Source organism: Paenibacillus sp. p3-SID1389 (assembly GCF_025151705.1).
GTDB classification, from domain to species: Bacteria; Bacillota; Bacilli; order Paenibacillales; family Paenibacillaceae; genus Fontibacillus; species Fontibacillus phoenicis.
This window is the reverse complement of sequence record NZ_JALXVO010000042.1, coordinates 14,803-38,363: the sequence shown is the minus strand read 5'-3', so window position 1 is coordinate 38,363 and position 23,561 is coordinate 14,803. Positions and strand designations below refer to the sequence as shown.

The 23,561-nt window shown below is 53.9% G+C and carries 22 protein-coding genes, 8 tRNA genes and 1 pseudogene; 27 read left to right on the top strand and 4 right to left on the bottom strand.

The annotated features are described in order from the left end of the window. Nucleotides 1–21 precede the first annotated feature (21 nt). From M3G15_RS16210 to M3G15_RS16145, 14 genes are all read left to right on the top strand, one after another. A tRNA-Ser gene (locus M3G15_RS16210) sits at nucleotides 22–113 on the top strand. Nucleotides 114–132: 19 nt separating this feature from the next. Beyond that, nucleotides 133–209: transfer RNA gene (locus M3G15_RS16205), tRNA-Met, on the top strand. Between the two features lie 9 nt (nucleotides 210–218). Further along, nucleotides 219–294, top strand: a tRNA-Val gene (locus tag M3G15_RS16200). A 34-nt stretch (nucleotides 295–328) separates the two neighbouring features. Next, a tRNA-Thr gene (locus tag M3G15_RS16195) sits at nucleotides 329–404 on the top strand. A gap of 9 nt (nucleotides 405–413) precedes the next feature. After that, nucleotides 414–490, top strand: a tRNA-Asp gene (locus M3G15_RS16190). Nucleotides 491–573: 83 nt separating this feature from the next. After that, nucleotides 574–646: transfer RNA gene (locus tag M3G15_RS16185), tRNA-Phe, on the top strand. Nucleotides 647–698: 52 nt separating this feature from the next. After that, a tRNA-Tyr gene (locus M3G15_RS16180) sits at nucleotides 699–784 on the top strand. A gap of 8 nt (nucleotides 785–792) precedes the next feature. Beyond that, a tRNA-Lys gene (locus tag M3G15_RS16175) sits at nucleotides 793–865 on the top strand. 133 nt (nucleotides 866–998) lie between these two features. Further along, complete coding sequence (locus M3G15_RS16170; RefSeq protein ID WP_260071494.1) at nucleotides 999–2,099, top strand: PucR family transcriptional regulator; 1,101 nt, start codon at nucleotides 999–1,001, stop codon at nucleotides 2,097–2,099. Nucleotides 2,100–2,235: 136 nt separating this feature from the next. Then, nucleotides 2,236–3,357, top strand: a complete 1,122-nt coding sequence (locus M3G15_RS16165) for an ABC transporter ATP-binding protein (RefSeq protein WP_260071493.1) — start codon at nucleotides 2,236–2,238, stop codon at nucleotides 3,355–3,357. Between the two features lie 257 nt (nucleotides 3,358–3,614). Then, nucleotides 3,615–4,556 carry an HPr(Ser) kinase/phosphatase gene (gene hprK, locus M3G15_RS16160; RefSeq protein WP_009225031.1) on the top strand — a complete coding sequence of 314 codons (942 nt, stop codon included), beginning with the start codon at nucleotides 3,615–3,617 and terminating at the stop codon, nucleotides 4,554–4,556. Nucleotides 4,557–4,567: 11 nt separating this feature from the next. Next, a complete protein-coding gene (gene lgt, locus M3G15_RS16155; RefSeq protein ID WP_009225030.1) occupies nucleotides 4,568–5,608 on the top strand; it encodes a prolipoprotein diacylglyceryl transferase in 1,041 nt (346 codons plus the stop codon). A 7-nt stretch (nucleotides 5,609–5,615) separates the two neighbouring features. Next, a complete protein-coding gene (ppaX, locus tag M3G15_RS16150; RefSeq protein WP_260071492.1) occupies nucleotides 5,616–6,269 on the top strand; it encodes a pyrophosphatase PpaX in 654 nt (217 codons plus the stop codon). After that, the gene (locus M3G15_RS16145; RefSeq protein WP_009225028.1) at nucleotides 6,266–6,754 is read left to right on the top strand and encodes an acyltransferase; all 489 of its coding nucleotides are present in this window, start codon (nucleotides 6,266–6,268) and stop codon (nucleotides 6,752–6,754) included. The genes ppaX and M3G15_RS16145 overlap by 4 nt, the downstream gene beginning before the upstream one ends. Nucleotides 6,755–7,389: 635 nt before the next feature. On the opposite strand, the gene M3G15_RS16140 is transcribed toward M3G15_RS16145, so the two are convergent. The 3 genes and pseudogenes from M3G15_RS16140 to M3G15_RS16130 form a co-directional block, all read right to left on the bottom strand. Further along, complete coding sequence (locus M3G15_RS16140) at nucleotides 7,390–8,130, bottom strand: hypothetical protein (protein WP_260071491.1); 741 nt, start codon at nucleotides 8,128–8,130, stop codon at nucleotides 7,390–7,392. Beyond that, nucleotides 8,111–8,419, bottom strand: coding sequence for a hypothetical protein (locus tag M3G15_RS16135; RefSeq protein WP_260071490.1), 309 nt, complete (start codon nucleotides 8,417–8,419; stop codon nucleotides 8,111–8,113). Before M3G15_RS16135 ends, M3G15_RS16140 begins: the two co-directional genes overlap by 20 nt. Beyond that, a pseudogene (locus tag M3G15_RS16130) lies at nucleotides 8,412–8,958 on the bottom strand (sigma-70 family RNA polymerase sigma factor). Before M3G15_RS16130 ends, M3G15_RS16135 begins: the two are co-directional and overlap by 8 nt. A 195-nt stretch (nucleotides 8,959–9,153) precedes the next feature. On the opposite strand from M3G15_RS16130, the gene M3G15_RS16125 reads away from it, so the two are divergent. The 11 genes from M3G15_RS16125 (at nucleotide 9,154) to M3G15_RS16075 (ending at nucleotide 19,781) form a co-directional block, all read left to right on the top strand. Then, nucleotides 9,154–10,371, top strand: coding sequence for an acyltransferase (locus M3G15_RS16125; protein WP_260071489.1), 1,218 nt, complete (start codon nucleotides 9,154–9,156; stop codon nucleotides 10,369–10,371). A 253-nt stretch (nucleotides 10,372–10,624) separates the two neighbouring features. Next, nucleotides 10,625–11,824 (top strand): ATP phosphoribosyltransferase regulatory subunit, encoded by a 1,200-nt coding sequence (locus tag M3G15_RS16120; RefSeq protein WP_260071488.1) that lies wholly within the window; start codon nucleotides 10,625–10,627, stop codon nucleotides 11,822–11,824. Nucleotides 11,825–11,884: 60 nt separating this feature from the next. After that, nucleotides 11,885–12,505: an ATP phosphoribosyltransferase gene (hisG, locus tag M3G15_RS16115; RefSeq protein WP_397376636.1), complete on the top strand. Its 621-nt coding sequence runs from the start codon at nucleotides 11,885–11,887 to the stop codon at nucleotides 12,503–12,505. Nucleotides 12,506–12,571: 66 nt separating this feature from the next. Next, nucleotides 12,572–13,885 (top strand): histidinol dehydrogenase, encoded by a 1,314-nt coding sequence (gene hisD / locus M3G15_RS16110; RefSeq protein WP_260071495.1) that lies wholly within the window; start codon nucleotides 12,572–12,574, stop codon nucleotides 13,883–13,885. Beyond that, entirely contained in the window at nucleotides 13,869–14,483 is a 615-nt protein-coding gene (gene hisB, locus M3G15_RS16105) for an imidazoleglycerol-phosphate dehydratase HisB (RefSeq protein WP_009225021.1), read from the top strand. The genes hisD and hisB overlap by 17 nt, the downstream gene beginning before the upstream one ends. A 3-nt stretch (nucleotides 14,484–14,486) precedes the next feature. After that, nucleotides 14,487–15,110, top strand: a complete 624-nt coding sequence (gene hisH, locus M3G15_RS16100) for an imidazole glycerol phosphate synthase subunit HisH (protein ID WP_260071487.1) — start codon at nucleotides 14,487–14,489, stop codon at nucleotides 15,108–15,110. 503 nt (nucleotides 15,111–15,613) lie between these two features. Continuing rightward, nucleotides 15,614–16,357, top strand: coding sequence for a 1-(5-phosphoribosyl)-5-[(5-phosphoribosylamino)methylideneamino]imidazole-4-carboxamide isomerase (hisA, locus tag M3G15_RS16095; RefSeq protein WP_260071486.1), 744 nt, complete (start codon nucleotides 15,614–15,616; stop codon nucleotides 16,355–16,357). 48 nt (nucleotides 16,358–16,405) lie between these two features. Further along, a complete protein-coding gene (hisF, locus tag M3G15_RS16090; RefSeq protein ID WP_260071485.1) occupies nucleotides 16,406–17,164 on the top strand; it encodes an imidazole glycerol phosphate synthase subunit HisF in 759 nt (252 codons plus the stop codon). Continuing rightward, nucleotides 17,161–17,871 (top strand): bifunctional phosphoribosyl-AMP cyclohydrolase/phosphoribosyl-ATP diphosphatase HisIE, encoded by a 711-nt coding sequence (hisIE, locus tag M3G15_RS16085; protein ID WP_260071484.1) that lies wholly within the window; start codon nucleotides 17,161–17,163, stop codon nucleotides 17,869–17,871. Before hisF ends, hisIE begins: the two co-directional genes overlap by 4 nt. Before the next feature lie 17 nt (nucleotides 17,872–17,888). Then, nucleotides 17,889–18,719: a histidinol-phosphatase HisJ gene (gene hisJ / locus M3G15_RS16080; protein ID WP_260071483.1), complete on the top strand. Its 831-nt coding sequence runs from the start codon at nucleotides 17,889–17,891 to the stop codon at nucleotides 18,717–18,719. A 114-nt stretch (nucleotides 18,720–18,833) separates the two neighbouring features. Continuing rightward, nucleotides 18,834–19,781 (top strand): ribose-phosphate diphosphokinase, encoded by a 948-nt coding sequence (locus M3G15_RS16075; protein ID WP_009225015.1) that lies wholly within the window; start codon nucleotides 18,834–18,836, stop codon nucleotides 19,779–19,781. 62 nt (nucleotides 19,782–19,843) lie between these two features. Here the strand turns inward: M3G15_RS16075 and M3G15_RS16070 are convergent, their stop codons facing one another. Next, nucleotides 19,844–20,245, bottom strand: coding sequence for an iron chaperone (locus M3G15_RS16070; RefSeq protein ID WP_260071482.1), 402 nt, complete (start codon nucleotides 20,243–20,245; stop codon nucleotides 19,844–19,846). 357 nt (nucleotides 20,246–20,602) lie between these two features. Between M3G15_RS16070 and M3G15_RS16065 the strand changes: the two genes are divergently transcribed. Continuing rightward, the gene (locus M3G15_RS16065; RefSeq protein WP_009225013.1) at nucleotides 20,603–22,339 is read left to right on the top strand and encodes a tetratricopeptide repeat protein; all 1,737 of its coding nucleotides are present in this window, start codon (nucleotides 20,603–20,605) and stop codon (nucleotides 22,337–22,339) included. Between the two features lie 108 nt (nucleotides 22,340–22,447). Next, complete coding sequence (gene trxB, locus M3G15_RS16060) at nucleotides 22,448–23,407, top strand: thioredoxin-disulfide reductase (RefSeq protein WP_009225012.1); 960 nt, start codon at nucleotides 22,448–22,450, stop codon at nucleotides 23,405–23,407. Nucleotides 23,408–23,561: the final 154 nt, after the last annotated feature.

Below are 23,561 nucleotides of genomic sequence, written 5' to 3'. Positions count from 1 at the left end.
AAACCTTGATTTTTATGGCTTGGAGAGATACCCAAGTGGCTATAAGGGGACCCTCTGCTAAGGGGTTAGACTGCGTAAGCGGTGCGAGGGTTCGAATCCCTCTCTCTCCGCCATTTGTACAAGCTTAACTGTGGCGGCGTAGCTCAGCTGGCTAGAGCGTACGGTTCATACCCGTGAGGTCGGGGGTTCGATCCCCTCCGCCGCTACCATAATACTTCGGAGGCTTAGCTCAGCTGGGAGAGCATCTGCCTTACAAGCAGAGGGTCGGGGGTTCGATCCCCTCAGCCTCCACCATGATCTTTACTTGAAACATCATATTTTGCACCGTGCCGGTGTAGCTCAATTGGTAGAGCAACTGACTTGTAATCAGTAGGTTGGGGGTTCAAGTCCTCTCGCCGGCACCATTCTCTTGCGGAGCCGTGGTGTAGAGGCCTAACATGCCTGCCTGTCACGCAGGAGACCGCGGGTTCGAATCCCGTCGGCTCCGCCATTTATTTGAATATTTCCACCGTAAAGTGGGAAAGTGTTCAACTTCACCGCTTTATTTTTTTGGGATTTTACCGTGTAATTTATGGCTCGGTAGCTCAGTTGGTAGAGCAGAGGACTGAAAATCCTCGTGTCGGCGGTTCGATTCCGTCCCGAGCCACTTTTATGCTTCCAGCATCATATTGGACTGAACTGGACAGCATAATTCATATGGAGGCTTAGCGAAGTGGCCAAACGCAGCAGACTGTAAATCTGTTCTCTGACGAGTTCGGTGGTTCGAATCCATCAGCCTCCACCAGTTTTTATGAGCCATTAGCTCAGTTGGTAGAGCACCTGACTTTTAATCAGGGTGTCGAAGGTTCGAGTCCTTCATGGCTCATGATTAAAGCCGTTAACCTTAGGGTTGACGGCTTTTTTGCGCTTAAGGCAGGACGAGGAGTTCGGTTTGCTTCGGCGATTATGATAAAATAAGCCTAATGAACTCGAAAACGCATGGAAAGAAAGGCTACGCTATGGAGATCAAATTGCTAAAGCAACAAGTGGAGAGCGTCATCGGTACGTCGCTGTCGGAGAGCGTTTGGGAGGCAAAGGACTGGAACGATGTTGTTAGAGCAGCGAATTCCTCGGAGCCCGGGCCATATCGCGTGGACGAACGATGGGTATGGTTCGTGGAACATCAACAAGGAAGCGTACGCGTACTTGAATCGGAGGCTGCCACAGTAACGGAGTCTGAGGCCCGATTGATTCAAATGCTCCTGACTGCTGCCCGAGAAACGGCAACCCCCTCACCTAACTTGAAGCGGGAGGATGAGATGCGCAGCATCCAGCTGGGCGAATGGCTGGAGGAGCGTTTGGAGCAAGGGGAGCTGACCCAGCCGCTGCCTGATCACTTGACCTTGAAGGTGAAGCTCAAGGGAAGGATGTTGCCCTTTTTGCTGAATTGGGAAAGTTCGGGGCAAGGACAGGCCATTTCATTTTCGAAGTTGAACAAGCTGTTGAAGAGTTACTTCGGAGGCGAAGTGATCCTGGCTCCGCTAAAAGAAGCTTGGCTGATTCTGCTGGGCGAAGAGCTGTTTATGAGCCTGCGGGAGGAGAGCGAAGAGGCGGCGGAAACGGAACGTGACTTGATGGCAGCTTTATGCCAAGGCTTATACGAGCTTGTGACGAACGAATGGGTTGGAGGATTTCACCTTACGGTCGGAAGTGCCTTAATTGCTGAGACCGAATTGGTCTCCGCCACGTTGTTCTTGCGTCAGACGTTGGCCCTCGGCCGGATGTTTAATGTAACGGCCCCCATCCATTTTCCCTGGGAGCTGAGGCTGGAGCGGCTGGTGTACAGCATACCGGAGGAGCAACGTCGGCAATTTGCTTTGGAGCTTGGGGATCGCGCAGATTTGCTGCAGGATGAGGAGATACGGACCACGTTGGAGACGTTTTTTGCGTTGGATTGCAATGTGAGTGAAACCGCGAAACGGCTATATATTCACCGAAACACGTTATTATACCGGATAGATAAATTCAAACAGGAAACTGGGCTGGATGTAAGAACGTTTAACGACGCGGTTTTGGTCAAGTTGGAGCTGCTATTGTATAAAGTGACGAAAAGGCCTTAAGATTTTTGTGCAGTTTGTGGATGGATGGGCAGCCCCCTATCGTCTAATATATAAATATAAAATGTATCCGATTTCATAAAAGTCATAGAACCAATACCCTAATACCACCAAATTTAAGTAATGGGAGGACGAAGACATGGCAGGCGTACGTTTAGAACACATTTACAAAAAATACCCGGGTGCTGCTAAAGCAACCGTAGAAGACATCAACCTCGATATCAAGGATAAGGAATTCCTCGTACTGGTAGGACCTTCCGGTTGCGGTAAATCCACAACGCTTCGGATGATCGCTGGTTTGGAGGAAATTACCGAAGGTAAATTGTACATCGGCGACCGCGTCGTAAACGACGTTGCACCGAAAGACCGCGATATCGCGATGGTATTCCAATCCTACGCGTTGTATCCGCACATGAACGTATATCAAAACATGGCGTTCGGTTTGAAACTGCGTAAAGTGAAGAAAGACGAAATCGACCGTCGCGTTCGCGAAGCAGCAAAAATCCTCGACATCGAGCATTTGCTGGATCGTAAACCGAAAGCTCTTTCCGGTGGTCAACGTCAACGGGTTGCCTTGGGCCGCGCCATTGTCCGCGATCCTCAAGTGTTCCTGATGGACGAACCGCTTTCCAACTTGGATGCTAAGCTGCGCGGTCAAATGCGCGCGGAAATCACGAAGCTGGTTAAACGTCTGGAAACGACTTGCATCTACGTAACACACGACCAAATCGAAGCTATGACGATGGGTGACCGGATCGTCGTTATGCATGACGGTATCATCCAACAAGCGGCTTCTCCAGAAGAGCTGTACAACCAACCAGGCAACATCTTCGTAGCCGGCTTTATCGGTTCGCCTACGATGAACTTTGTGAACGGTACTCTGGTTGAAGAAGCAGGTACAGTTCGCTTCAGATCGACGAACATGGACGTTGTTGTGCCTCAAGGCAAAGCAACAATCCTGAGAGATAAAGGCTACATCGGCAAAGACGTGATCATGGGTATTCGTCCTGAGGACATCCATGAGGAGCCGGTGTTCCTGGAAGCTTCGCCGCAAACGACCTTTACTGCTAACGTGTATCTTACGGAAAACCTGGGTCACGAAATGCAATTGTACCTGAGCGGTGTAGGCAGCGACAATCTGATCGCTCGTGTAGACGGCCGTTCCAATACACGTGAAGGCGACAACGTTAAACTGGCGATCGATATGAACAAAATTCATATCTTCGACAAAGAAACAGAACGCAACGTGTTCTTCAGCTAATTCGTTAAGCGTGAGAAGAAACCGCCCTTCGGGGCGGTTTTTTTGTTAGGCAGGGGCAAAAAAGCTGCAGTGGGGCGATTCCTAGGCGGCTCACGGCCCAATGATTGATTTACGTGACAATTTCCTATACGATGAATACATTAAGTGATCTCGTACAAAGATGAATAAATGCCAATAAGGCATCTGATATCGGAGCCGGAGCCCGTTGTTGACGGGCAGCCTCATTTTGAATGCCGGCAGGGGAAAGGAAGAGCACCATGGCTAAAAAAGTGAAAGTATCCGAATTAGTGAACCAATTCGGGCTCGAGGTGGTTTCCGGAGAGCAGGGTTTAAAACGTGCGATCACGGTCGACGACTTGTATCGTCCGGGCCTGGAGATGGCCGGGTATTTTGAATACCATCCGCCGGAGCGCGTTCAGATTCTGGGGAAAACGGAGCTGGCCTTCTTCGAGATGCTTCCGGAGAAGGAACGGAAAGATCGGATGGAACGGCTATGCAGCAGCGAGGAGACGCCCTGCATCATCGTCACCCGCTCTTGGAAGGTTCCAGAGGAACTGATTGAGATCAGTTCAGAGAAGCAGATTCCGGTCCTTCGCAGCAGTATGGCGACGACGATCCTGTCGAGCCGGATCACCAGTTTCCTAGAACGGAAGCTGGCACCAACCGCAACGATTCACGGGGTCCTTGTTGACGTCTATGGCGTTGGGATGCTGATTACCGGCAGCAGCGGGATCGGGAAGAGTGAAACGGCACTTGAGCTGGTTAAGCGCGGTCACCGCCTGATTGCGGACGATGCCGTAGAAATCCGGCAAACGTCGGATAACCAATTACACGGTACGGCACCTGAACTCATTCGCCACCTGCTGGAAATCCGCGGTGTGGGGATCATTAACGTCATGACGTTGTTTGGTGCCGGGGCCATCCGCAACAACAAGCGAATTTCGTTGGTCGTGAGACTGGAAGCCTGGCAACAAGAGAAGCAGTATGACCGATTAGGTCTGGATGAAGAGACAACGCGGATTATCGATACTGATGTGCCGCTGGTGACGATCCCGGTACGTCCTGGACGGAACTTGGCCGTGATTATCGAGGTAGCCGCGATGAACTTCCGTTTAAAGCGAATGGGGTATAACGCCGCGCTGCAGTTTACGACAAAACTGACCGAAACGATTTCGGAAGATATCGACGATTTGGAGTAGGAGCGTGAACGATGGGCACTTTGTTATTAGACCCGATCGCTTTTTCCATCGGGGGCTTGAAAGTACACTGGTATGGCCTGATTCTGGGCTGCGCGGCTTTGGTCGGCCTTTTGTTAGCCGTTTCGGAAGGGAAGCGGTTTCGCATCCCTCAGGAGTTTTTTATGGACTTGCTGTTATTGGGTGTACCGTCGGCGATTGTCGCCGCGCGGATTTATTACGTCGCGTTTATGTGGGACGATTACAAGGATAACTTCTGGGATGTATTTAAAATCTGGAACGGCGGTATCGCCATTTACGGGGCGCTGATCGGCGCGATCATCTGCGCGGTGATCTATGTTCGGCGTCGCGGCTATAACTTCTGGCGGATCGCTGATATTTGTGCGCCTTCCCTGATTGTGGGGCAGATGATTGGGCGCTGGGGGAACTTCGTGAACCAGGAAGCTTATGGCGGACCAACAACGGAGAGCTTCCTTCGCGACAACCTGCATTTACCTTCATTTATTGTGAATCAAATGAACGTGCAGGGGACATTCCATCACCCGACGTTTCTGTATGAATCGTTGTGGAACCTGGTGGGCTTGATCTTGCTGATGATTTTGCGCAGACAGAAATTTTTGCGCGCAGGGGAATTGTTCGCCTCGTATTTCATCTGGTATTCGATCGGACGATTCTTCATTGAAGCGTTGCGGACGGACAGCTTAGCGTTCCAGGGAGCATCCTGGCTAGCGTCGTTCGTGAATGGGCTATGGACGCCAATGACCTGGCTTGGATTCGAACAAGGGTATCTGGCGCCTTCTTACGGCAACGTTCGCATTTCCCAGCTGCTTGCCTTGGGCATTGTGGTTGCGGCGATCATCTTCATTATCGTACGTCGCAGTACCGTTCGTGACCTGCCGTATTACAGTGATCCTATTATATCTACGAAAGCCGCCGCAGCGGATGCTTTGCCGGTAACGGGTGGAGCGGCTGAATCTGAGCAAGCGAAGCTGTCTAAGACGGAGGAAACGACTGTGGAGGAGTTGGCGGAAGCGCCGGAAGACAAGAAGGAGTAGCAGCCACATGATAAACACCGTGTTATTTGATCTTGATGGAACGATCATCGATACCAATGAACTGATCATTACAACCTTTTTGCACGTCATTGATAAGCATGGCTTCCAGCCGCGCACGAGAGAAGAAATTATCCCGCATATGGGACAAACGTTGGAGCACCAGTTGCAAGTGTTCTCAGGCCGTGAGGATGTGGCGGATCTGGTGGCAGATTACCGAAAATATAACCGGGAACGCCATGATGAACTGGTCCGTGAATTTCCGCAGGTGAAAGAAGTGATCTCCGATTTGCACGAACGGGGGATCACAATGGGGATTGTCACGACGAAGATTAAGGAGACCACGATGCTCGCCTTAAACATGTTCGGGTTGAAGCCGTATATGAAATCGATCGTTACGGTGGAGGACGTGAGGCATCCCAAGCCGCATCCAGAGCCGATTCTGACGGCGTTGCAAGAGCTGGGCGCTGACCCGGCGCACACGCTGATGGTGGGCGATAGTGCAGCCGATCTGCAATGCGCGAAGGCGGCGGGTGTGCAGGCGGCCGGTGTAGCCTGGTCGTTAAAAGGCGAGGCGGTGCTGCGTCAGTATAATCCGGATTACATCCTCCAAGAGATGCGAGATCTCTATGGGATCCTAGGCTTGGAGCCGGTGAGATCGTGAGACGAGTTAAGCGTTATCCGGTTGAAGGACCCAACGCACTCTGGCAGTTGTACCGGACGGTAAGCCCGTGGAAGGGCGTCCGGAACTTTATTTTTATCCAAATCGCCCGGTATTGCCCGATATTATCGCTGAAGAATGCCATCTACCGTCGGGTTCTCGGCATGAAGGTAGGCGAGCATACCGCGTTTGGGTTGATGGTGATGGTGGATGTGTTTTTCCCGGAGCTGATTACGGTTGGACGCAATTCGGTGATCGGGTACAACACGACGATTCTCGCCCATGAGTATTTGATCAAGGAATACCGCTTGGGTGAGGTGCGGATCGGCGATGAGGTGATGATCGGTGCGAACAGCACGATTCTCCCGGGCGTGACCATCGGAGACGGGGCGGTCGTCGCCGCCGGATCGGTGGTACATAAGGACGTGGCTCCGGGCGCGTTTGTCGGCGGCAACCCGCTGCGGGTGCTGGAGCGGAAGAATCCCTAGTTGATGCAGGCATGCCTCATGTCATCAGGAGCCCGATGTGGCCCAACCCACATCTGCTGATGCGCTAACGCTGATCAGGAGCGCTATTGTGACGATTTTGGTGCGATGAAACTTCTAACGACGCTGAGCAGCGCTATTTCGAAGAAAACACTTGATTTCGGCAGCAGAATGGAACAATAAGCATGGTGGTCAGCGTTAGAATCGTAAAACGTTGATTTTGGCTGATATAAGCTTTGTGGTAAGCGTTAGATGCTAAGCTGCCGTTCCTCTGTCTGGGGCAATCGAAGTCCGAAGGCATGAGGTGCGGCGACGATGTCGCGGAGTAAATCTGAAAGTCTACGCGGCAGCTACGGACACCAGCGTAAAAAAGCGGTCCTGAGCCCGGCAATTTGCCGGATGGGACCGCTTTTGTGTGTTACTTTAGAGGGATTTTGAATTCTTGGGGTTTGTAGGAACTGTCGAAGTCTTCCATTATGGTAATGTGCAAGGGCTGGACATAATCGCGTTTCTCTATTTTGAAGCGAATCGTTTCGTTGTCCCCATCCAGTGAATACATGGGAGAGTGCTCATCTTGAAGGATACGATAAACGGATTTGGCTTGATTGTCGTTGAAGTACTCGTCCATGGTATAAGGCTTACTTAAAATGATTATCCGGAGTTGGGTTCATATGGAGAACCAATTCGATGACATTTTCGTGTTCAAGTACCTCCACTTGTTTGACGGACGGATCAGGAATGAAAAGCTGCTCCTTATCTGCATCTACCCACAGGCTAAAGGATCTCTGTTTCAAAGGATAGACGCCAAAATTATCAATTTCGAGTGTCACTTCTTTCCAATCCTTGTCATAGATACTCTCAAATTCAAGTCCGGTAAGAAACGCATCGGTAGATCCCTTCTGATAATCATAGATCAGGCTTCGTAGCGGGGCATACCGTCGGAATTCTGCTTCGCCTTCTCCACCTAAATATAGTTTGGCTTTAACAGGTTGGGACATCCATTGATTCACGCTCTTCTGAGGCTTGAACAGGATCGTCGTACTCAACGGGCGGATAACTATTTGGTCAATCGTTAATGATTGGCCGTAGATAGTCGCGATTTGGTTAACTGGAACGGTCTTCTTCATTCTGGTATAAGGTCGGCTGTTCCATTCAATTGGTATTTGGCTGATAGGCTTCTCGTTGGATTCCTCCGTACCTACGGATAACACCAGACGATTCGGTGCATCGGGATCTTCGATATTTAATGTGTACTTTAAATGGGTGACAGAGCCGACGGGATACGTACCAACGGGAAGAAACACAGGTAAATGATCAAATGTATTTCCATGAGCATCTAATAGCCACAAATGAATGTCGTTATCGAGTTTTTTTCGCATCTACATAACTTGGGATCGCATCGGTAGAACTCGCGGTAGTGGTTATTGAACCGACAAAAGGTATTCCGCCATGCCAGATGAATAACATCAGCATACAAACCGCGATCACCCCGGCAGTTCCAGAGATCCATGCCCACCCTCGGTGCACACGCCATCTGCTACGGAGGCTTCGCCCCTGTTCTAGACCACGCTGGATCGCAGCGTCCAGTTTCTCGTCTAGGATTTGCTTCTCGGCCAGACGGATCCCATCAAAATAACGGGCAAGCTGGTCTTCCTCCCGATCAACCATAATACAATTCACCTCCCACATGCATATGGCGGCGAAGCTGCTTGAGGCCCTGATGCAGCCAGGTCTTAACCGTCCCCTCCGGACAGTCCAACACCCGGGCAATCTCCGTTAAGGTCATGTCTTGATAATACTTCAAGGTGAGGACATGGCGATATTTTGGCTTAAGCTGGTCCAGCGCGGAGTCCAGATCCATTTTGAACACGCTCACCATTTCTCCGTTTGTTTGCATTCGCTCTGCCACGTACGGAAGAACCCGTTTCCGCCTTTTCAATTCGTCGATGCAGCAATGAACCAAAATTCGGATCAGCCATGGAATAAAAGCCTCAGGGTTCCTTTAAGCGCCGACATTTGATCCAGGCCGTGCACACCGTTTCCTGGATGGCCTCCAGAGCGTCCGATTCATTGCGTAAATAGCTGTAAGCAATGCCGTAGAGCTTACGCCGGTGCAGGGATATTAACTGATAAAAGGCTTGTTCGTCTCCGCTGCAGGCAGCGGCAGCCCATTCTCTCTCTTCCAATTTGGGCTCCTTCCTTCCCATGTAAAATGCAGCGAAACAGGGTTACCGGCCGGTAATTTGATTCCCTATGTAAAGACGGGCAAGAAGGCCAAACGGTTTTATGATCGTCCAACTTTTGGTATAGTGAAGAGAGTGCTAGAGAAACTTTTCTCAAGCCCAGACGTCTAGTAGTACATAAATCAGGCTTCTTCTTAATTATGAACAGGGGTTGGTTGAGTGAGCAAGGTGGTCAAGGAACGTTTGCCGCAGCTAGACATCTTTCGCGCGTTAGCGATCTTCAGCGTCATCCAGGTGCACGCTTCATCGTTCGCGGCGGCAGAACAAGCGCTGAATTCACCGGTCTACTACTTTTATAATTGGATGAACATTTTCTTTAAAATCGGCACCCCGTCGTTTATCCTTCTCAGCAGTTTCGTCCTTTTTTACAATTATTACGATCAGCCGATTAGTCGCAAGCTGGTAAGCAAATTCTACAAGAAGCGTCTGACCTATATCATCTTGCCCTATCTACTGGTCTCCTGTTGTTATTTCATGTTAATAGCTATTTACCGCAACGATTTTGTCAATAACTCCAAGATGTATGAATTGAAGTCGCTGGGGACGGCACTGCTGACCGGCACGGCCTACACCCACCTCTACTTCGTATTTATCAGCATTCAGTTCTACCTGTTGTTCCCGCTCTTCTTGTGGTTATTCCAGTCCTTCCGGAATCGCCGCTTCTTGCTTGCGCTTATTTTACCTTTTGGTCTTGCGCTGCAGTGGGGCTTCGTATTCTGGAACAAATATCAGCTGCATCTGCCGAATAAAGGGAGCTACGCACTGAGCTATATGGGGTATTACATGTTAGGTGCGGTGCTGGCGATTTTCTTCAGCAAACTTAAGGGTTGGCTGAATACGGACTGGAAGGAAATGACCAAATCCCAAAAGGGATGGACCGCCGCGTTGTGGATCGGATGGCTGGCCGTTGCCTTCGTTCATGTCCAGATCTGGTATTTATACCGCCAAGGTTATGCTTCTCCCAACACCTTATGGTTTGAATTGTTATGGAACGTTCACACGATGTTCTCGGCGTTAGTGCTGCTCAAGGCGGCATTTTACATTCAGAGAAAAGGCTCGGCCTTCTGGGTTCGGACGCTGACCCGGGTGGGTGAGCTCTCCTTCGGGATCTATTTGTTTCATCCCGTCGTGTTGTTCGCGTACCGGCTCTTCTGGAATGAACAACGGCTGCCCGGTGCTTCCTATGGCTACCTGATTTATATCATCGTCGGTTCCCTGGCAGCTCTATTTCTTTCGTGGGGGTTCGTGCAGTTGTGCTTCCGGCGGCTGCCGTTTGCCGCGTGGTTTCTGGGGAGTGTACCGGCTTCCTTACGCAAAAATAAACCGTCCGGACCGCAGGAAAGCGGACAAAGTCCATCCGTTGGCGCAAATATGTAACTTCGATCAGTTGAACCGGTCCGGGCGTACCCGGCCGGTTTTTTTGTATGGATCGAGAGATCGCAAGGGTTTTGACCCTCGCTTGGGGAATACTGTAGGGCAGGCTAAATCGAGAAGTCGACCGGGGAGAAGCAATTGACGGTCTAAAAGGAATTATGATAAAATTGGGCTACTCTTTAATTTGGTAGTATGGTAGTACTTTAATATAATAAAGAAATTTCACATAAGAGAGAAAAACGGTGAGGTGAAACAATTGTCGAAACCAAAAGGCTTTGAAAAACCGGCGGGTGTCCGCGATTATCTGCCTTTTGCCGTGGATAAGCTGCGGGCGATCGAACGGCGTGTGCTGGATTGCATGGCCGGCTGGGGATACCGGCAAATCATGACGCCTACGATGGAATATTACGATACCGTGGGCGTAGCCAGCTCGACGTCGGATCAGAAGCTGTTTAAATTGTTAAATAACCGGGGGACCACGATGGTACTCCGTTCCGATATGACGGCACCTATCGCCCGAGTCGTCGCTTCGTTGTTGAAGGAAGAGCCGTTGCCGCTTCGCTTGTCGTATCACGCTAACGTATTCCGGGCGATCGAGGAAGAGGCGGGACGGGAAGCGGAGTTTTATCAAACCGGGGTTGAATTGGTAGGAGATGATTCTCCGGATGCGGACGCCGAGGTGATCGCCTTGGCAGTGGCCTCGCTGCAGGCTGCGGGCGTGAAATCATTTAAGATCGCTGTCGGGCATGTCGGCTTCCTGAACGGTTTGCTGGAGGACGCGGTCCCGGGACGGGAAGATATTCAAGAGGCTTTAAAGGCTGGGCTACTGCATCGCGATTTTGTAGGTTATCGGGAAACACTCTCCCAGTTGTCTCTCTCGCAAGAGCAGCGTGACGAGCTCGAAGGGATTCTCCGTCTGCGCGGCGGGAAAGAAATCTGCGGCCAAGCACTGGAGCTGAGCCGCAATCCCTTGGCCCAATCCTCGGTTCAACATCTGAGCCAGGTGTGGGATGCCTTGGAGGATTTTGGCGTGGCCGAACATGTGATGATCGACCTGACGATGATTGGAGATTTCTCCTACTATACGGGGATGACGTTTGAGGGTTATGCCGCAGAGCTGGGTTTCCCGGTGTGCAGCGGCGGGCGGTATGACAATCTGCTGCAGCAGTTCGGACGACCTGCGCCGGCTACGGGATTCTCACTGAAGACGAACCGGATTCTCGACGGAGTCGGCGGGCTGGAGACGGAACCGGAGCTGCCGGTGGTGCTGCAATATGATGTGCCGAACCGGAAACGGGCGTTTGCTGAAGCGGAGCGGCTGCGCAGTGAAGGCTGCAGCGTGCTAATGCGCCGTGCGGAGGGGCCGGAGGATCTGCTCAGTGCGCCGGAGTCGGTGCGGAAGGCGGGGCCGCTGGGACCGGCATACGGCGATATCCTGACGTTTGTCAGCTTTTGAGTGAAGGCAGCTGCCTGAAAAGGAGGGCACAATCCATTGAAACAAATTATTAAAGTCGCTATGCCCAAGGGGCGTATTTATAAAAAAGCTTCCGCCTTGTTCCGCGAGGCGGGAATCGAGATCCCAGACGATGTGGATGAAACGCGCAAGCTGGTCATTCCGCTTCCGGACATCGGCATGGAGTTCATTCTCGCGAAGCCGGTAGACGTGCCGACTTACGTGGAATACGGGGTAGCTGATATCGGGATCGTTGGCAAAGACGTACTGATGGAGGAAAATCGAGACGTCTACGAGCTGCTTGACCTGGGCATCGCTCGTTGCCGCATGTCAGTTATTGCGCTGCCGGATTGGAAGCCGGGGATTCAACAGCGGGTCGCAACGAAGTATCCGAACGTAGCGTCGCAGTTCTTCCGCGAGCACGGGCAGCAGGTTGAGGTCATTAAGCTGAACGGCTCGATTGAGCTGGCGCCGCTCATCGGCCTTGCCGACCGGATCGTCGATATGGTGGAGACCGGGCAGACGCTGAAGGAGAACGGATTGGTTGAGTTGGAGAAGATCTTTGACATCACCAGCCGTTTAGTTGCGAACCGTGTCAGCTATCGGATGAAAAACGCTGAAATTCAGGCCGTGTGTGATGCGCTGAGCAAGGTGATTCAACGGGATGAAGTCTCGCAGGCTTGAGATTGAGGCAGGTTAAGGCAGATACGAGAACTTATAAGGATGAAGAAAGCAGGGGGATGCCGGATGATGAAACTAATATCGGCACAGGATTTTGATTTGCGGCGGGAAGCGGAATACGGCTCGCCGGAGCAAAACGAAGCGGTGAAAGCGATCGTCCAAGCGGTGAAAGCGGAAGGGGACGCGGCCTTGCTCCGGTACACGGAGCAGTTTGACGGCATGAAGTTGGAGGCGTCCGGGCTGCGCGTGACGAAGGAGGAGCTGGAAGCGGCGTATGCGGCCGTGGAGCCGACGTTCGTGACGGCGATCCGGGGGGCGGCCGAGAACATCCGGGCGTTCCACGCCCGGCAGAAGCGCAACTCCTGGATGGATTTGCAGCCGGACGGGAGCTTGCTGGGTCAAATCATCCGACCGTTAAAGCGGGTCGGCGTGTACGTTCCCGGCGGGAAGGCGGCCTACCCGTCTTCCGTGCTCATGAACGTGATTCCCGCACAGGTGGCCGGCGTGCCGGAGATCGTGATGGTGACGCCGCCGGCGACGGGCGGCAAAGCCGGGATCGACCCGTACATCCTCGTGGCCGCAGCGGAAGCCGGCGTACACGAGATCTATCGGGTCGGCGGGGCCCAAGCGATTGCGGCGCTCGCTTATGGCACGGACACGATCCGGCCCGTGGATAAGATTTGCGGGCCGGGGAACATTTACGTCGCGCTTGCCAAACGCGAAGTGTACGGTGTCGTCGATATCGACAGTATCGCCGGTCCTAGTGAAATCGCCGTGCTGGCCGATGACAGCGCCGATCCCGCCTATGTGGCGGCGGATCTGCTGTCCCAGGCCGAGCACGATGAGATGGCGTCGGCGATTCTCGTGACGCCGTCGGAGGCGTTTGCGAAGGCGTGCCAGGCCGAGGTGGCGCGGCAGCTTGCCGCGCTGCCGCGCAAGGCGATCGCCGGAGCTTCGATTGAGCGCTACGGCGCGATCATTCTCGTCGATACGGTGGAAGCCGGGATCGACGTGATTAATCAGCTGGCGCCGGAGCATTTTGAGCTGATCGTGGACAATCCGATGAGCTATCTGGGGCAGGTGGAAAATGCCGGGGCGATTTTCCTCGGACCGTACAGCTCGGAGCCGGTGGGGGATTATTTTGCCGGTCCGAACCATATCATTCCGACCAACGGCACGGCGAGATTCTCGTCACCGGTGGATGTGGACGATTTTATTAAGAAATCAAGTCTGATTTACTATAGCAAGGAAGCGCTGCTAGAGAACGGAGCAACCATTATGGAGCTGGCGCGGCGGGAAGGGCTGGAAGGCCATGCCCGGGCGATCGAAATCCGGCTGCAGCAAGAAGGAAAGGCGGGGAACGAAGATGGCAGGCAACAATAACGGGGGAGCGGCGCCACGCCAAGCGAGCATCAGCCGCACAACGAACGAAACGGATATTCAACTGACCTTTGCGGTGGATGGGAGCGGGAACGCGCAGTTGGAGACGGACGTGCCTTTTTTGAACCATATGCTGGATTTGTTCACGAAGCACGGACATTTTGATCTCTCGGTTCAGGCGCGCGGCGATATCGAAATCGACGACCATCACACGGTGGAGGATATCGGTATCTGTCTGGGTCAGGTGATCCGGGAGGCGCTAGGCGATAAAAAAGGGATCAAACGTTATTCCAGCGTGTTTATTCCGATGGACGAGGCGTTGGCGCAAGTGGTGATTGACGTCAGCAACCGTCCGCATTTCGAATACCGGGCGGAGTATCCTTCGGACCGGGTGGGCAGCTTTGACGTTCAGCTTGTCCATGAGTTTCTGTGGAAGCTGGCGCTGGAGGCGCGGATTACGCTACACGTGATCGTGCACTATGGCCAGAACACGCATCACATGATCGAGGCGGTGTTCAAAGCGCTCGGACGGGCGCTTGACGAGGCGACGAGCATTGACCCGCGCGTCAGCGGGGTGCCGTCGACGAAGGGAGTGCTGTAGCCGATGAAGATTGCCATCGTCGATTACGGGATGGGCAACCTGCACAGCGTGAGCAAGGCGGTGGAGCGCCTCGGCTACGTAGGTACAATTACCGGGGACGAGGCGCAGATTCTGGCGGCGGACGGCGTACTGCTGCCGGGCGTCGGGGCTTTTGGCGACGCGATGAAGCATCTGCGCGCGTCAGGCCTGGACGCCGTGGTACGGCAGGCGGCCGCTGGAGGCACACCGCTGCTCGGCATCTGCCTCGGGATGCAGCTGCTCTTCGGCGAGAGCGAAGAGCATGGGCGGAACGAGGGGCTGGGCTTGCTGCCGGGCCGAGCGGTGCGGTTTGCGGGCACCGACGGGTACAAGGTGCCGCATATGGGCTGGAACCGGCTGTCGTTCCTGCAGCCGGAGAACCCGCTGCTCGCCGGGCTGGAAGAGGGACATGTGTACTTCGTCCACTCTTATCACGTGTTGGCGGAGCAGCCGGGGGATGTGCTGGCCGTGACCGACTACGGCCATCCGGTGACCGCCATCGTCGGCCGCGGCAACGTCTTCGGGATGCAATTCCATCCCGAAAAGAGCGGCGAGCTCGGGATGGCGTTGCTGCGCAATTTCCTGGCGCTGGTGGAGCGGCAGGGATAAAGCTGCGAGATCGACACGCATGATGCAGGTAAGCGCCAGCTAGATGCGATGAAGCGTCCGGTGTGCTTGGAGCGTTTGATGGTTGGGGGCGAATGGCGTACTGGTTGCACACGAAGCGCCCCCCGACGCAACTGCCAACGGCGAACGCGGCTTCGCATGGAGCCATCCGAGGTTAGCGGTAATTTATGGCCTTATTTTTGCGGGTAGACAGGCTTAGCGGAGAATTAGCGGTAAAAAGTGGCGTTATTATGGAGCAAATCGCTCGAGTGCTGGGGTTTTGGCTGAAATAGCGCCTTGAAATACCGTTATTTTCACTGAGTGGCATGATTGCGTTGAAATAACGCCTTGAAATACCGTTATTTTCACTGAGTGGCATGATTGCGTTGATGTAGCTTTGACACGGAGCATTACGCACCATTACGGAATATAACGGGGCAGTGCGGAGCATTCAAACATTCATTTCACGTAGTCTTTAACCATGAACGGCGGGAGGTAGGAACATCATGTCATCTTTTATTATTTATCCGGCTATCGACATTCGCGGCGGAAAGTGTGTGCGGCTGGTCCAAGGCGATTATGATCGTGAAACGGTGTATAACGCGAACCCGGTTGAGGTGGCCCGTTCTTGGGAAGCCCAAGGCGGGTCGTTTATCCATTTGGTCGATTTAGACGGCGCGAAGGCGGGGCATCCGGTCAATGATGAGCTGATCGGAGAGATCGCTCGCACCGTACAGGTGCCGGTCCAGGTTGGCGGCGGCCTGCGCACGCTGGATGACGTTAAGCGGCTGTTGTCGCTTGGCGTGAGCCGGGTCATTCTAGGTACGGCGGCGATTGAGGACCGGGCGTTCACTGAGGCGGTGCTGGGCACCTACGGCGATAAAGTCGCGATCGGCATCGATGCCCGAAACGGCTTCGTCGCGACGCGCGGTTGGCTGGAAACCTCCGAGGTTCAGGCGGAAGTGTTAGCGAAGGAACTCGCGGCCAAAGGGGCGGAGACGTTTATCTTCACCGATATCTCCCGTGACGGGATGATGCAAGGGCCTAACGTTGAGGCGATTTTGTCTCTGGCCCAGGCGTCCGGCAAGACGGTAATTGCCTCCGGCGGCGTCACGGTGCAGGACGATTTGCTGCGCCTCGCTGCCCACAGAGATCAAGGCATCGGCGGAGCTATCGTTGGCAAGGCGCTGTACACGGGGAATATTGATTTGGCTCAGGCGATCGAGGCGATTGGAGCTTTGAATCGTTGATCTCGAAATCAACGAATAGACGAATTACGGAAAGGAAGTCGAACCAGCATGCTCGCAAAGCGAATTATTCCCTGTCTGGACGTGAAGGACGGGCGGGTCGTCAAAGGCGTGAATTTTGTGAAACTGCGCGATGCCGGTGATCCGGTGGAGCTGGCCGCGTTGTATGATCGCGAGGGGGCGGATGAACTCGTCTTTCTGGACATTTCCGCATCGCATGAAGGCCGGGCAACCATGATCGAGGTGGTGAAGCAAACGGCCGGCGAAATCGCCATCCCGTTTACGGTGGGCGGCGGGATCTCCCAGGTGGAGGATATGAAGCGCCTTCTCCGGGCCGGGGCCGATAAGATCGGCATCAATACGGCGGCGGTCGTTAATCCAGAGCTGATCTCGGACGGGGCACGCCGTTTTGGCTCCCAATGCATCGTTGTGGCTGTAGATGCCAAATATAACGCCGAGTGGGGCGAATGGGAAGTGTACACCCACGGAGGACGCAAACCGACGGGCATCCGTGCGCTGGAGTGGGTACGGGAAGCCGAGAAACGGGGCGCCGGGGAAATTCTGCTGACGAGCATGGACGCCGACGGCACCAAGGACGGGTTTGATCTGCCGCTGACCAGCGCGGTCAGCCGGGCGGTAGGCATTCCGGTCATCGCCTCGGGCGGGGCGGGGAAGACGGAAGATTTTTACGAGGTATTTACCGAAGGATATGCGGATGCGGCGTTGGCGGCGACGATTTTTCACTATAAAGAAATTGCCATACCGGATTTGAAACAGGAGTTAAAAGCCAAAGGGGTGGAGATACGATGACCGCAGAAAATCAACAGACCCTGCAACTCTCGCTTCCGATCGAAGCGTTGGAGCAGACGGTGAAGTGGGATGCAGCCGGTCTTGTGCCGGCCATTGTCCAGGATGCGCGCAGCAAGGAAGTGCTAATGCTGGCCTACATGAACCGCGAGTCGCTGCGCAAATCGGTGGAAACCGGCCAGACGTGGTTCTGGAGCCGGTCGCGCGCGGAGCTGTGGAATAAAGGGGCGACCTCCGGCAACACGCAGCAGATCACGGCCTTGAAGTATGATTGTGACGGCGATACGCTGCTCGTTGAGGTCATTGCGAACGGGCCGGCTTGCCACACGGGAGAGCCTACGTGCTTCTATCGCACGGCTGCTGCTGCTGCGGCTGCTGCTACCTCCACTGGATCGGGGAGCGGTGCCGATGAACGGTTCAAGGTGCTGGCTGAGCTGGAGCAGTTGATTGCGGAGCGTTACACCGAGCGTCCGGAAGGGGCGTACACCACGTATTTATTTGAAAAAGGTCTTGATAAAATCCTCAAAAAGGTCGGCGAAGAAACCGCCGAGTCAATTATCGCAGCCAAAAACGGCGATAACGATGAGCTGCGTTACGAAGTCAGCGACCTGATCTACCATCTGCTGGTGTTGCTGCGTGAGCGCAATTTGCCGCTGGATGAAATTATGCAGGAGCTGGAGCGGCGTCATGAGCGGCCGCGGCGTGACTAAAGCGGAGGGGTGAAAAGATGCTGATCGACTACCATACCCATCATGAACGCTGTGGTCATGCCGTTGGCGCACTGGAGGATTACATCCGCCGAGGGATCGAGATCGGGTTGTCCCAGCTGGGCGTCTCTGACCATATGCCGCTGCTGCATGTGGATCCGGCTGCCTATTATCCGGAAATGGCAATGCCGATGGAGGAGCTGCCGCGGTACGTGGAGGAGGCTTTTCGCCTGAAGGAAAAATACCGCGGGCAGATCGATGTACGCGTCGGCCTGGAAGGCGATTATATCGAAGGCTGGGAGGAGCAAATCGAACGCATCATCACAGCATATCCGTGGGATTATGTGATCGGTTCGGTGCATTTTCTCGGGGAATGGGATGTATCGGATTTCCGCCAGGTCCACAACTGGGAAGGCAAGGATGTGTTCGCGGTATATGCGCAATACTATGATGCCGTGACCAAAGCGGCGCAAACCGGGTTTTACGATTTCCTTGGCCACCTCGACGTCATTAAGCGGTTTGGGTACAAGCCCGGGCCGGAGCTGGAGCAAGAGACGATTGAGCTGGAGCGGCGGGCCTTGGCTGCCGTGAAAGAAGCCGGGATTGCGATCGAGCTTAATGCCTCGGGACTGTCGAAGCCTTGTGCGGAGATGTTCCCTAGCGAGCGGATCTTGCAGGCGGCCATCGAGATGGGGATCCCGCTGACGGTGGGGTCGGATGCCCATGATCCCCAGAAGCTGAGCGAACATTTGGATCAAGCGCGAACGCTGCTGTATAAACTGGGAGTGCGGGAGTTGGCGACGTTCGAGGGACGTCGGCGGTCGATGATTCCTTTGGAAGCAGATAAGTAAGCGCCCCAAAGCCATGGCTGGAAATTGCTGGACGCCCCGATCGAATCCATGTACGATAATAGTGTAGGGATGTCCAAGTCTTAAATGTCATAAATAAGGATTCGGGAGGATGTTATGGAAGCCAAAATGCGCATGTTTTCCGGTTCGTCCAATCCGAAGCTGGTATCGGATATCTGCAGTCGACTCGGGATCGAACCCGGGAAGGTGAAATTGTCGCGCTTCAAAAGCGGAGAAATTTATGTGCATTATGAGGAAAGTATCCGTAATTATGACGTATTTCTCGTACAGTCGCTATCCCATCCGATTAATGAGATGTTCGTCGAGCTCCTGGTGATGATCGATGCGGCCAAGCGGGCTTCCGCCCGCACGGTGAACGTCATCATGCCTTATTACGGCTACGCCCGGCAGGAGCGTAAATCCGCGCCGCGGGAACCGATTTCGGCTAAGCTGCTCGCTGATGTGCTGACGACGGCTGGGGCGAGTCGGGTCGTGACGATCGATTTGCACGCGCCGGCGATTCAGGGCTTCTTCAACATTCCGGTCGATCATCTGACCGCGTTAGACTTGATGACCGATTACCTGCGGGCCCAGCAGATTCCGAATCCCGTGATCGTCTCGCCGGATGCGGGACGGGCCTCGATGGCGGAGAAGCTGGCCAACGGACTGGACTCGCCGTTTGCCATCATGATTAAGAAGCGTCCCGCGCACAACCAGTCGGTGATCACGCATGTGATCGGCGACGTGGCCGGGCATACGCCGATTATCATCGAGGATTTGATCGACACTGGCTCCACCATTGTAAACGTTGTCGAAGGGTTAAAGGAACGGGGCGCGGAGGACGCCTATGTGTGCGCAACGCACGGGCTCTTCTCGGACAATGCCCTGGAGAAGCTGAAGCATCCCAATATCCGGCAAGTGGTCGTCACCGATTCGATCGCGCAGCCGGAGCTGCATTCGCCCCATGTGCAGGTGCTCTCTGTAGCGCCGATGTTGGCTCGGGCGACGCAGTTTATTCTAGAGGGCGGTTCGATTGCCGCTTTGTTCAAAGATCGAGGCATTTAGAAGTCCAACATCATTCAAGTAAAAAGCCAAGCCGCTGAAGAAGCGGCTTTTTTGTTCACGAGTTATTGGTTCCTACGCTTCTTAGCAGCTTTGGCTTCGGCGGCCAGGCGGTTTTCCGCCGCGCGGAAGAGAACGATGCGGCGAATCAGATCCAACGGCAGCGGCTGGTCCAAGGGAAACTGTACTGACCCTTTCCCGCCTTTGTAATGGGACAGTTCCTCCGCAAATTCCTTAGTACCGTTGGGGGTTGGGTAAAAACCGATATGTTTCTTAAACGCTGCGAAATGCACCAGGATTCTGCCATCGGTTTCAAAGGTCGGCATTTGATAGCTGATCCGCTCGATTGCGTTAGGCGCAACCTCCTGAACCAGCTTACGGATTTGCTGCAATCTGTCCTGAATCTCTGGCGGGAATTGGGCGATATATTCGTCGATCGTCGTAAATAGGGGTTGATTCGTGTCCATCGTTCGGAAGACTCCTTTTTTTACCGCTTGTGTGCATGCGTTCTTTTCAACTTTAGTGCCGTTTTTTTCTGAAAAAAATGGACCAGAGGATGTAAATCACCAGTGCGAATATCAATAAGGCAACAACCGTGTTTTCCCAAACAAACTCCATAATGGAAATAGCTCCTTTCTCTGCAAATATCTCAATTATTCGCCTGCGGAGAGTGGATTTCCTTCCAGTAGCGGCGCATCCGTTATTTTCCGCTCGGATTCCCCGTGGGAGGACAGCTTCTCCTATGTTATACTGTGGAATGGAGAGTTTACCTGAAACGTACGGAAAGTAGACTTGGAAGAATGAAATCAAAGGAGGTGCCTTGCTTGAAGGAAAGAAAGCGACCGGCTAAAACCCAGCGGGGGAAAGTGCTGCCGATCTCGATGGATGCGGGATTTTTCTTCGAGAGAGCCGTTTCTTCGTTGGACCGTTATCGCTACGACAAGGCATTAAAATATTTCCGCAAAGCCGTAGAATACGAGCCGAACAACCCGGTGAACCACTGCAATATGGCCGGTATTCTATCGGAGATGGGGGACTATGCGGCATCCAATGAGGTGCTCCAGACCGTGCTGGAGGAGATCGACCCGTCCATGACGGAATGTTATTTCTATATGGCGAACAATTACGCCAATATGGATATGTTTGAAGCGGCCGAAGAAGCGCTCATCCGCTATTTGGAGGAGGATGAACAGGGGCAGTTCCTGAGCGAGGCCGAGGAGATGATCGACCTGCTGCAATACGAGCTGGACCGCCCAACGAAATTAAAGAGCATCAAATCGCGGCATGGCGTCTATGAGCACGATCAGGCGCGTGCGTTGCTAGAAGAAGGTAAGTTCGCTCAAGCCGTCAAAATGCTGGAGGAGCTGGTGCAGAGCCTTCCCGATTTCCTGGCGGCCCGTAACAATCTCGCATTAGGGTATTACTACCTGGGATTGTTCCACAAGGCGGTGGAAACCGTGGAAGAGGTGCTGGTGAAGGATCCCGGAAATTTGCACGCCTTATGTAATCTGGCGATTTTTTATCAGCATGCTGGAAACCGCGAGGCGCTGGAAGAGTTGGCCGGCCGATTGGAAAATATCGTTCCTTTCCACCAAGAGCACGTGTTCAAGCTGGCGACAACCATGGGCATCTTGGGGCGGCACGAAGCGGCCTTTGGCCATTTTATGCGGCTGATGCGCGGGAATGAGACGAACTTGGATGCCAGCCTGTATCACTATGCTGCGGTGGCTGCCTACCATACGGGACGGAAGGCTGAAGCCGAGCAGCTATGGAATACGGCGAAAAGGCTGGATCCGAAATCGAGCGTGCCGGGCTATTATTTGAATATTCTGTCCCAGGAGCGTGAGCATCCCGAGGCGGAACCGGTTCCTGTCAATTATCAGTACCTGCTTCCGTTCGAGGAGCAAATGAAGCGGTGGGAGGCTTCAGAAGAAGGAATCCCGGCCGAGATGAAAGAGAACCCGCTGATTCGTTCCTCATTCTTCTGGGCGCTGCGCCACGGGGACAACAAAACCAAGCTTCAAGTCATTCAGGCGATGGGCCTGATTGCTGACCGGGAGGTTGAGGAGGCGCTGCAAGCCTTCTTGCTGGAGCCGGAGGAAGATGCGTATTTGAAGGAAATGGCTTTGTTCGTGCTCCGCAATCTCGGCGTGAACCAGCCGCTGCCGGTTCGTTCCGGTGCGACGACAACGCTGGTCGATCCAAGCCGGGTGACCACGCAGCTGCCGGTATGGCGGAGCGAGTGGCAAGCGGTTGTGGATTTGGCTCTGGAGCGGATGAAGCGGAGCTTTGATCTTCAGCAGCAGCATGATATGGAGACGTTGTGGGCGGATTTTCTCACCCGGTTATATCCGGATACGCCAACGGTCTCCCATTTGGAGGGCTGGGCCGCGGCACTTGAATACTTGACGGCCAAAATGCACGGACAATCCGTCACTTACGAGCAGGTGGCGCAGAAATACAATATTTCCGCCTCTACGGCACGCCGTTATGTTCAACGGGTGGATGAAGTATGCGGCGTGAAGGAGAAGCTCGCGGAGATTTTTCCTTCGGTCCAATAGTTTGATGGGTAAAGCAGGTCCAACTTGGGGAAAATTTGATGGAGTATTCCATTTACATAGGAATCGACGGGTCGAGCTATTTCCTAGGAACCAAGGAGGTACGAGCGTATGCACAAAGTATTGGTGATTGGAACGGGGCCGGCCGGATTAACGGCGGCGATTTATTTGGCGCGGGCGAATCTGAGCCCGGTGGTGATCGAGGGATTGGAGCCGGGCGGCCAGTTGACCACGACGACGGAAGTGGAAAATTTTCCTGGCTTTCCGGAAGGAATTATGGGCCCTGAGCTGATGGATAACATGCGCAAGCAAGCGGAACGGTTTGGTGCAGAATTTCGGAGCGGCTGGGTGGAGAAGGTGGATTTCTCCAAGCGGCCGTTTCAAGTGACGCTGGAAGGCGGTCAGGTGCTAGAGTCCGAATCGGTAATTATATCGACCGGGGCATCGGCGAAATATCTGGGTATCCCAGGCGAGCAAGAGAACGTGGGCCGAGGGGTTAGTACCTGCGCGACCTGCGACGGGTTCTTTTTCCGCGGCAAAAAACTCCTCGTCGTCGGAGGCGGTGACTCCGCTATGGAGGAGGCGAACTTCCTGACGCGATTCGCGACCGAGGTAACGATCGTGCATCGGCGGGAGGAGCTGCGCGCCTCCAAAATCATGCAGGATCGCGCCAAAGCCAACGAGAAAATCCGCTGGGCACTGAACCGTACACCGTTGGAAGTGGTGACGGATGAGGGCGGCGTCAAAGTGAAGGGCCTGAAGGTGCGGAACAATGCCGATGGCCAGGAGGAGCTGCTGGAGGCCGACGGGGTGTTCGTGGCGATTGGTCATACGCCAAACACGAAGTTTCTCGGCGGCGCAGTGGAGACCGACGAACACGGCTATATCGTTGTGAAGCCGGGAACCACGGAGACGAACGTGCCGGGGGTATTTGCTTGCGGCGACGTACAGGATACGCGTTACCGCCAAGCGATCACCGCGGCGGGGTCCGGCTGCATGGCGGCCATGGACTGCGAGAAGTTCCTGGAGGGCAGCATGGTGCATGATTGGAGCGGCCCGACCGGGAGTTAAAGTTGGGGAAGGAATCACGGGGGAAGTCAGGGGATGTCACTTTGCCGTCCTAATGTATGCGAAAAATCAAGTATATTTTGGGGATTTCGGCGATTTCAAAGGATTGTATATGAAATTTCATACAGATTTTGCCGATCCCACCCCAAACTCCAAG

Bases quoted from the DNA above. Each gene is read 5' to 3' on its own strand.
- M3G15_RS16170 (WP_260071494.1), top strand. From the start codon at position 999: ATGGAGATCAAATTGCTAAAGCAACAAGTGGAGAGCGTCATCGGTACG.
- M3G15_RS16165 (WP_260071493.1), top strand. From the start codon at position 2,236: ATGGCAGGCGTACGTTTAGAACACATTTACAAAAAATACCCGGGTGCT.
- hprK (WP_009225031.1), top strand. From the start codon at position 3,615: ATGGCTAAAAAAGTGAAAGTATCCGAATTAGTGAACCAATTCGGGCTC.
- lgt (WP_009225030.1), top strand. From the start codon at position 4,568: ATGGGCACTTTGTTATTAGACCCGATCGCTTTTTCCATCGGGGGCTTG.
- ppaX (WP_260071492.1), top strand. From the start codon at position 5,616: ATGATAAACACCGTGTTATTTGATCTTGATGGAACGATCATCGATACC.
- M3G15_RS16140 (WP_260071491.1), bottom strand. From the start codon at position 8,130: ATGCGAAAAAAACTCGATAACGACATTCATTTGTGGCTATTAGATGCT.
- M3G15_RS16135 (WP_260071490.1), bottom strand. From the start codon at position 8,419: ATGGTTGATCGGGAGGAAGACCAGCTTGCCCGTTATTTTGATGGGATC.
- hisG (WP_397376636.1), top strand. From the start codon at position 11,885: ATGCCCAAGGGGCGTATTTATAAAAAAGCTTCCGCCTTGTTCCGCGAG.
- hisD (WP_260071495.1), top strand. From the start codon at position 12,572: ATGAAACTAATATCGGCACAGGATTTTGATTTGCGGCGGGAAGCGGAA.
- hisB (WP_009225021.1), top strand. From the start codon at position 13,869: ATGGCAGGCAACAATAACGGGGGAGCGGCGCCACGCCAAGCGAGCATC.
- hisH (WP_260071487.1), top strand. From the start codon at position 14,487: ATGAAGATTGCCATCGTCGATTACGGGATGGGCAACCTGCACAGCGTG.
- hisA (WP_260071486.1), top strand. From the start codon at position 15,614: ATGTCATCTTTTATTATTTATCCGGCTATCGACATTCGCGGCGGAAAG.
- hisF (WP_260071485.1), top strand. From the start codon at position 16,406: ATGCTCGCAAAGCGAATTATTCCCTGTCTGGACGTGAAGGACGGGCGG.
- hisIE (WP_260071484.1), top strand. From the start codon at position 17,161: ATGACCGCAGAAAATCAACAGACCCTGCAACTCTCGCTTCCGATCGAA.
- hisJ (WP_260071483.1), top strand. From the start codon at position 17,889: ATGCTGATCGACTACCATACCCATCATGAACGCTGTGGTCATGCCGTT.
- M3G15_RS16075 (WP_009225015.1), top strand. From the start codon at position 18,834: ATGGAAGCCAAAATGCGCATGTTTTCCGGTTCGTCCAATCCGAAGCTG.
- M3G15_RS16070 (WP_260071482.1), bottom strand. From the start codon at position 20,245: ATGGACACGAATCAACCCCTATTTACGACGATCGACGAATATATCGCC.
- trxB (WP_009225012.1), top strand. From the start codon at position 22,448: ATGCACAAAGTATTGGTGATTGGAACGGGGCCGGCCGGATTAACGGCG.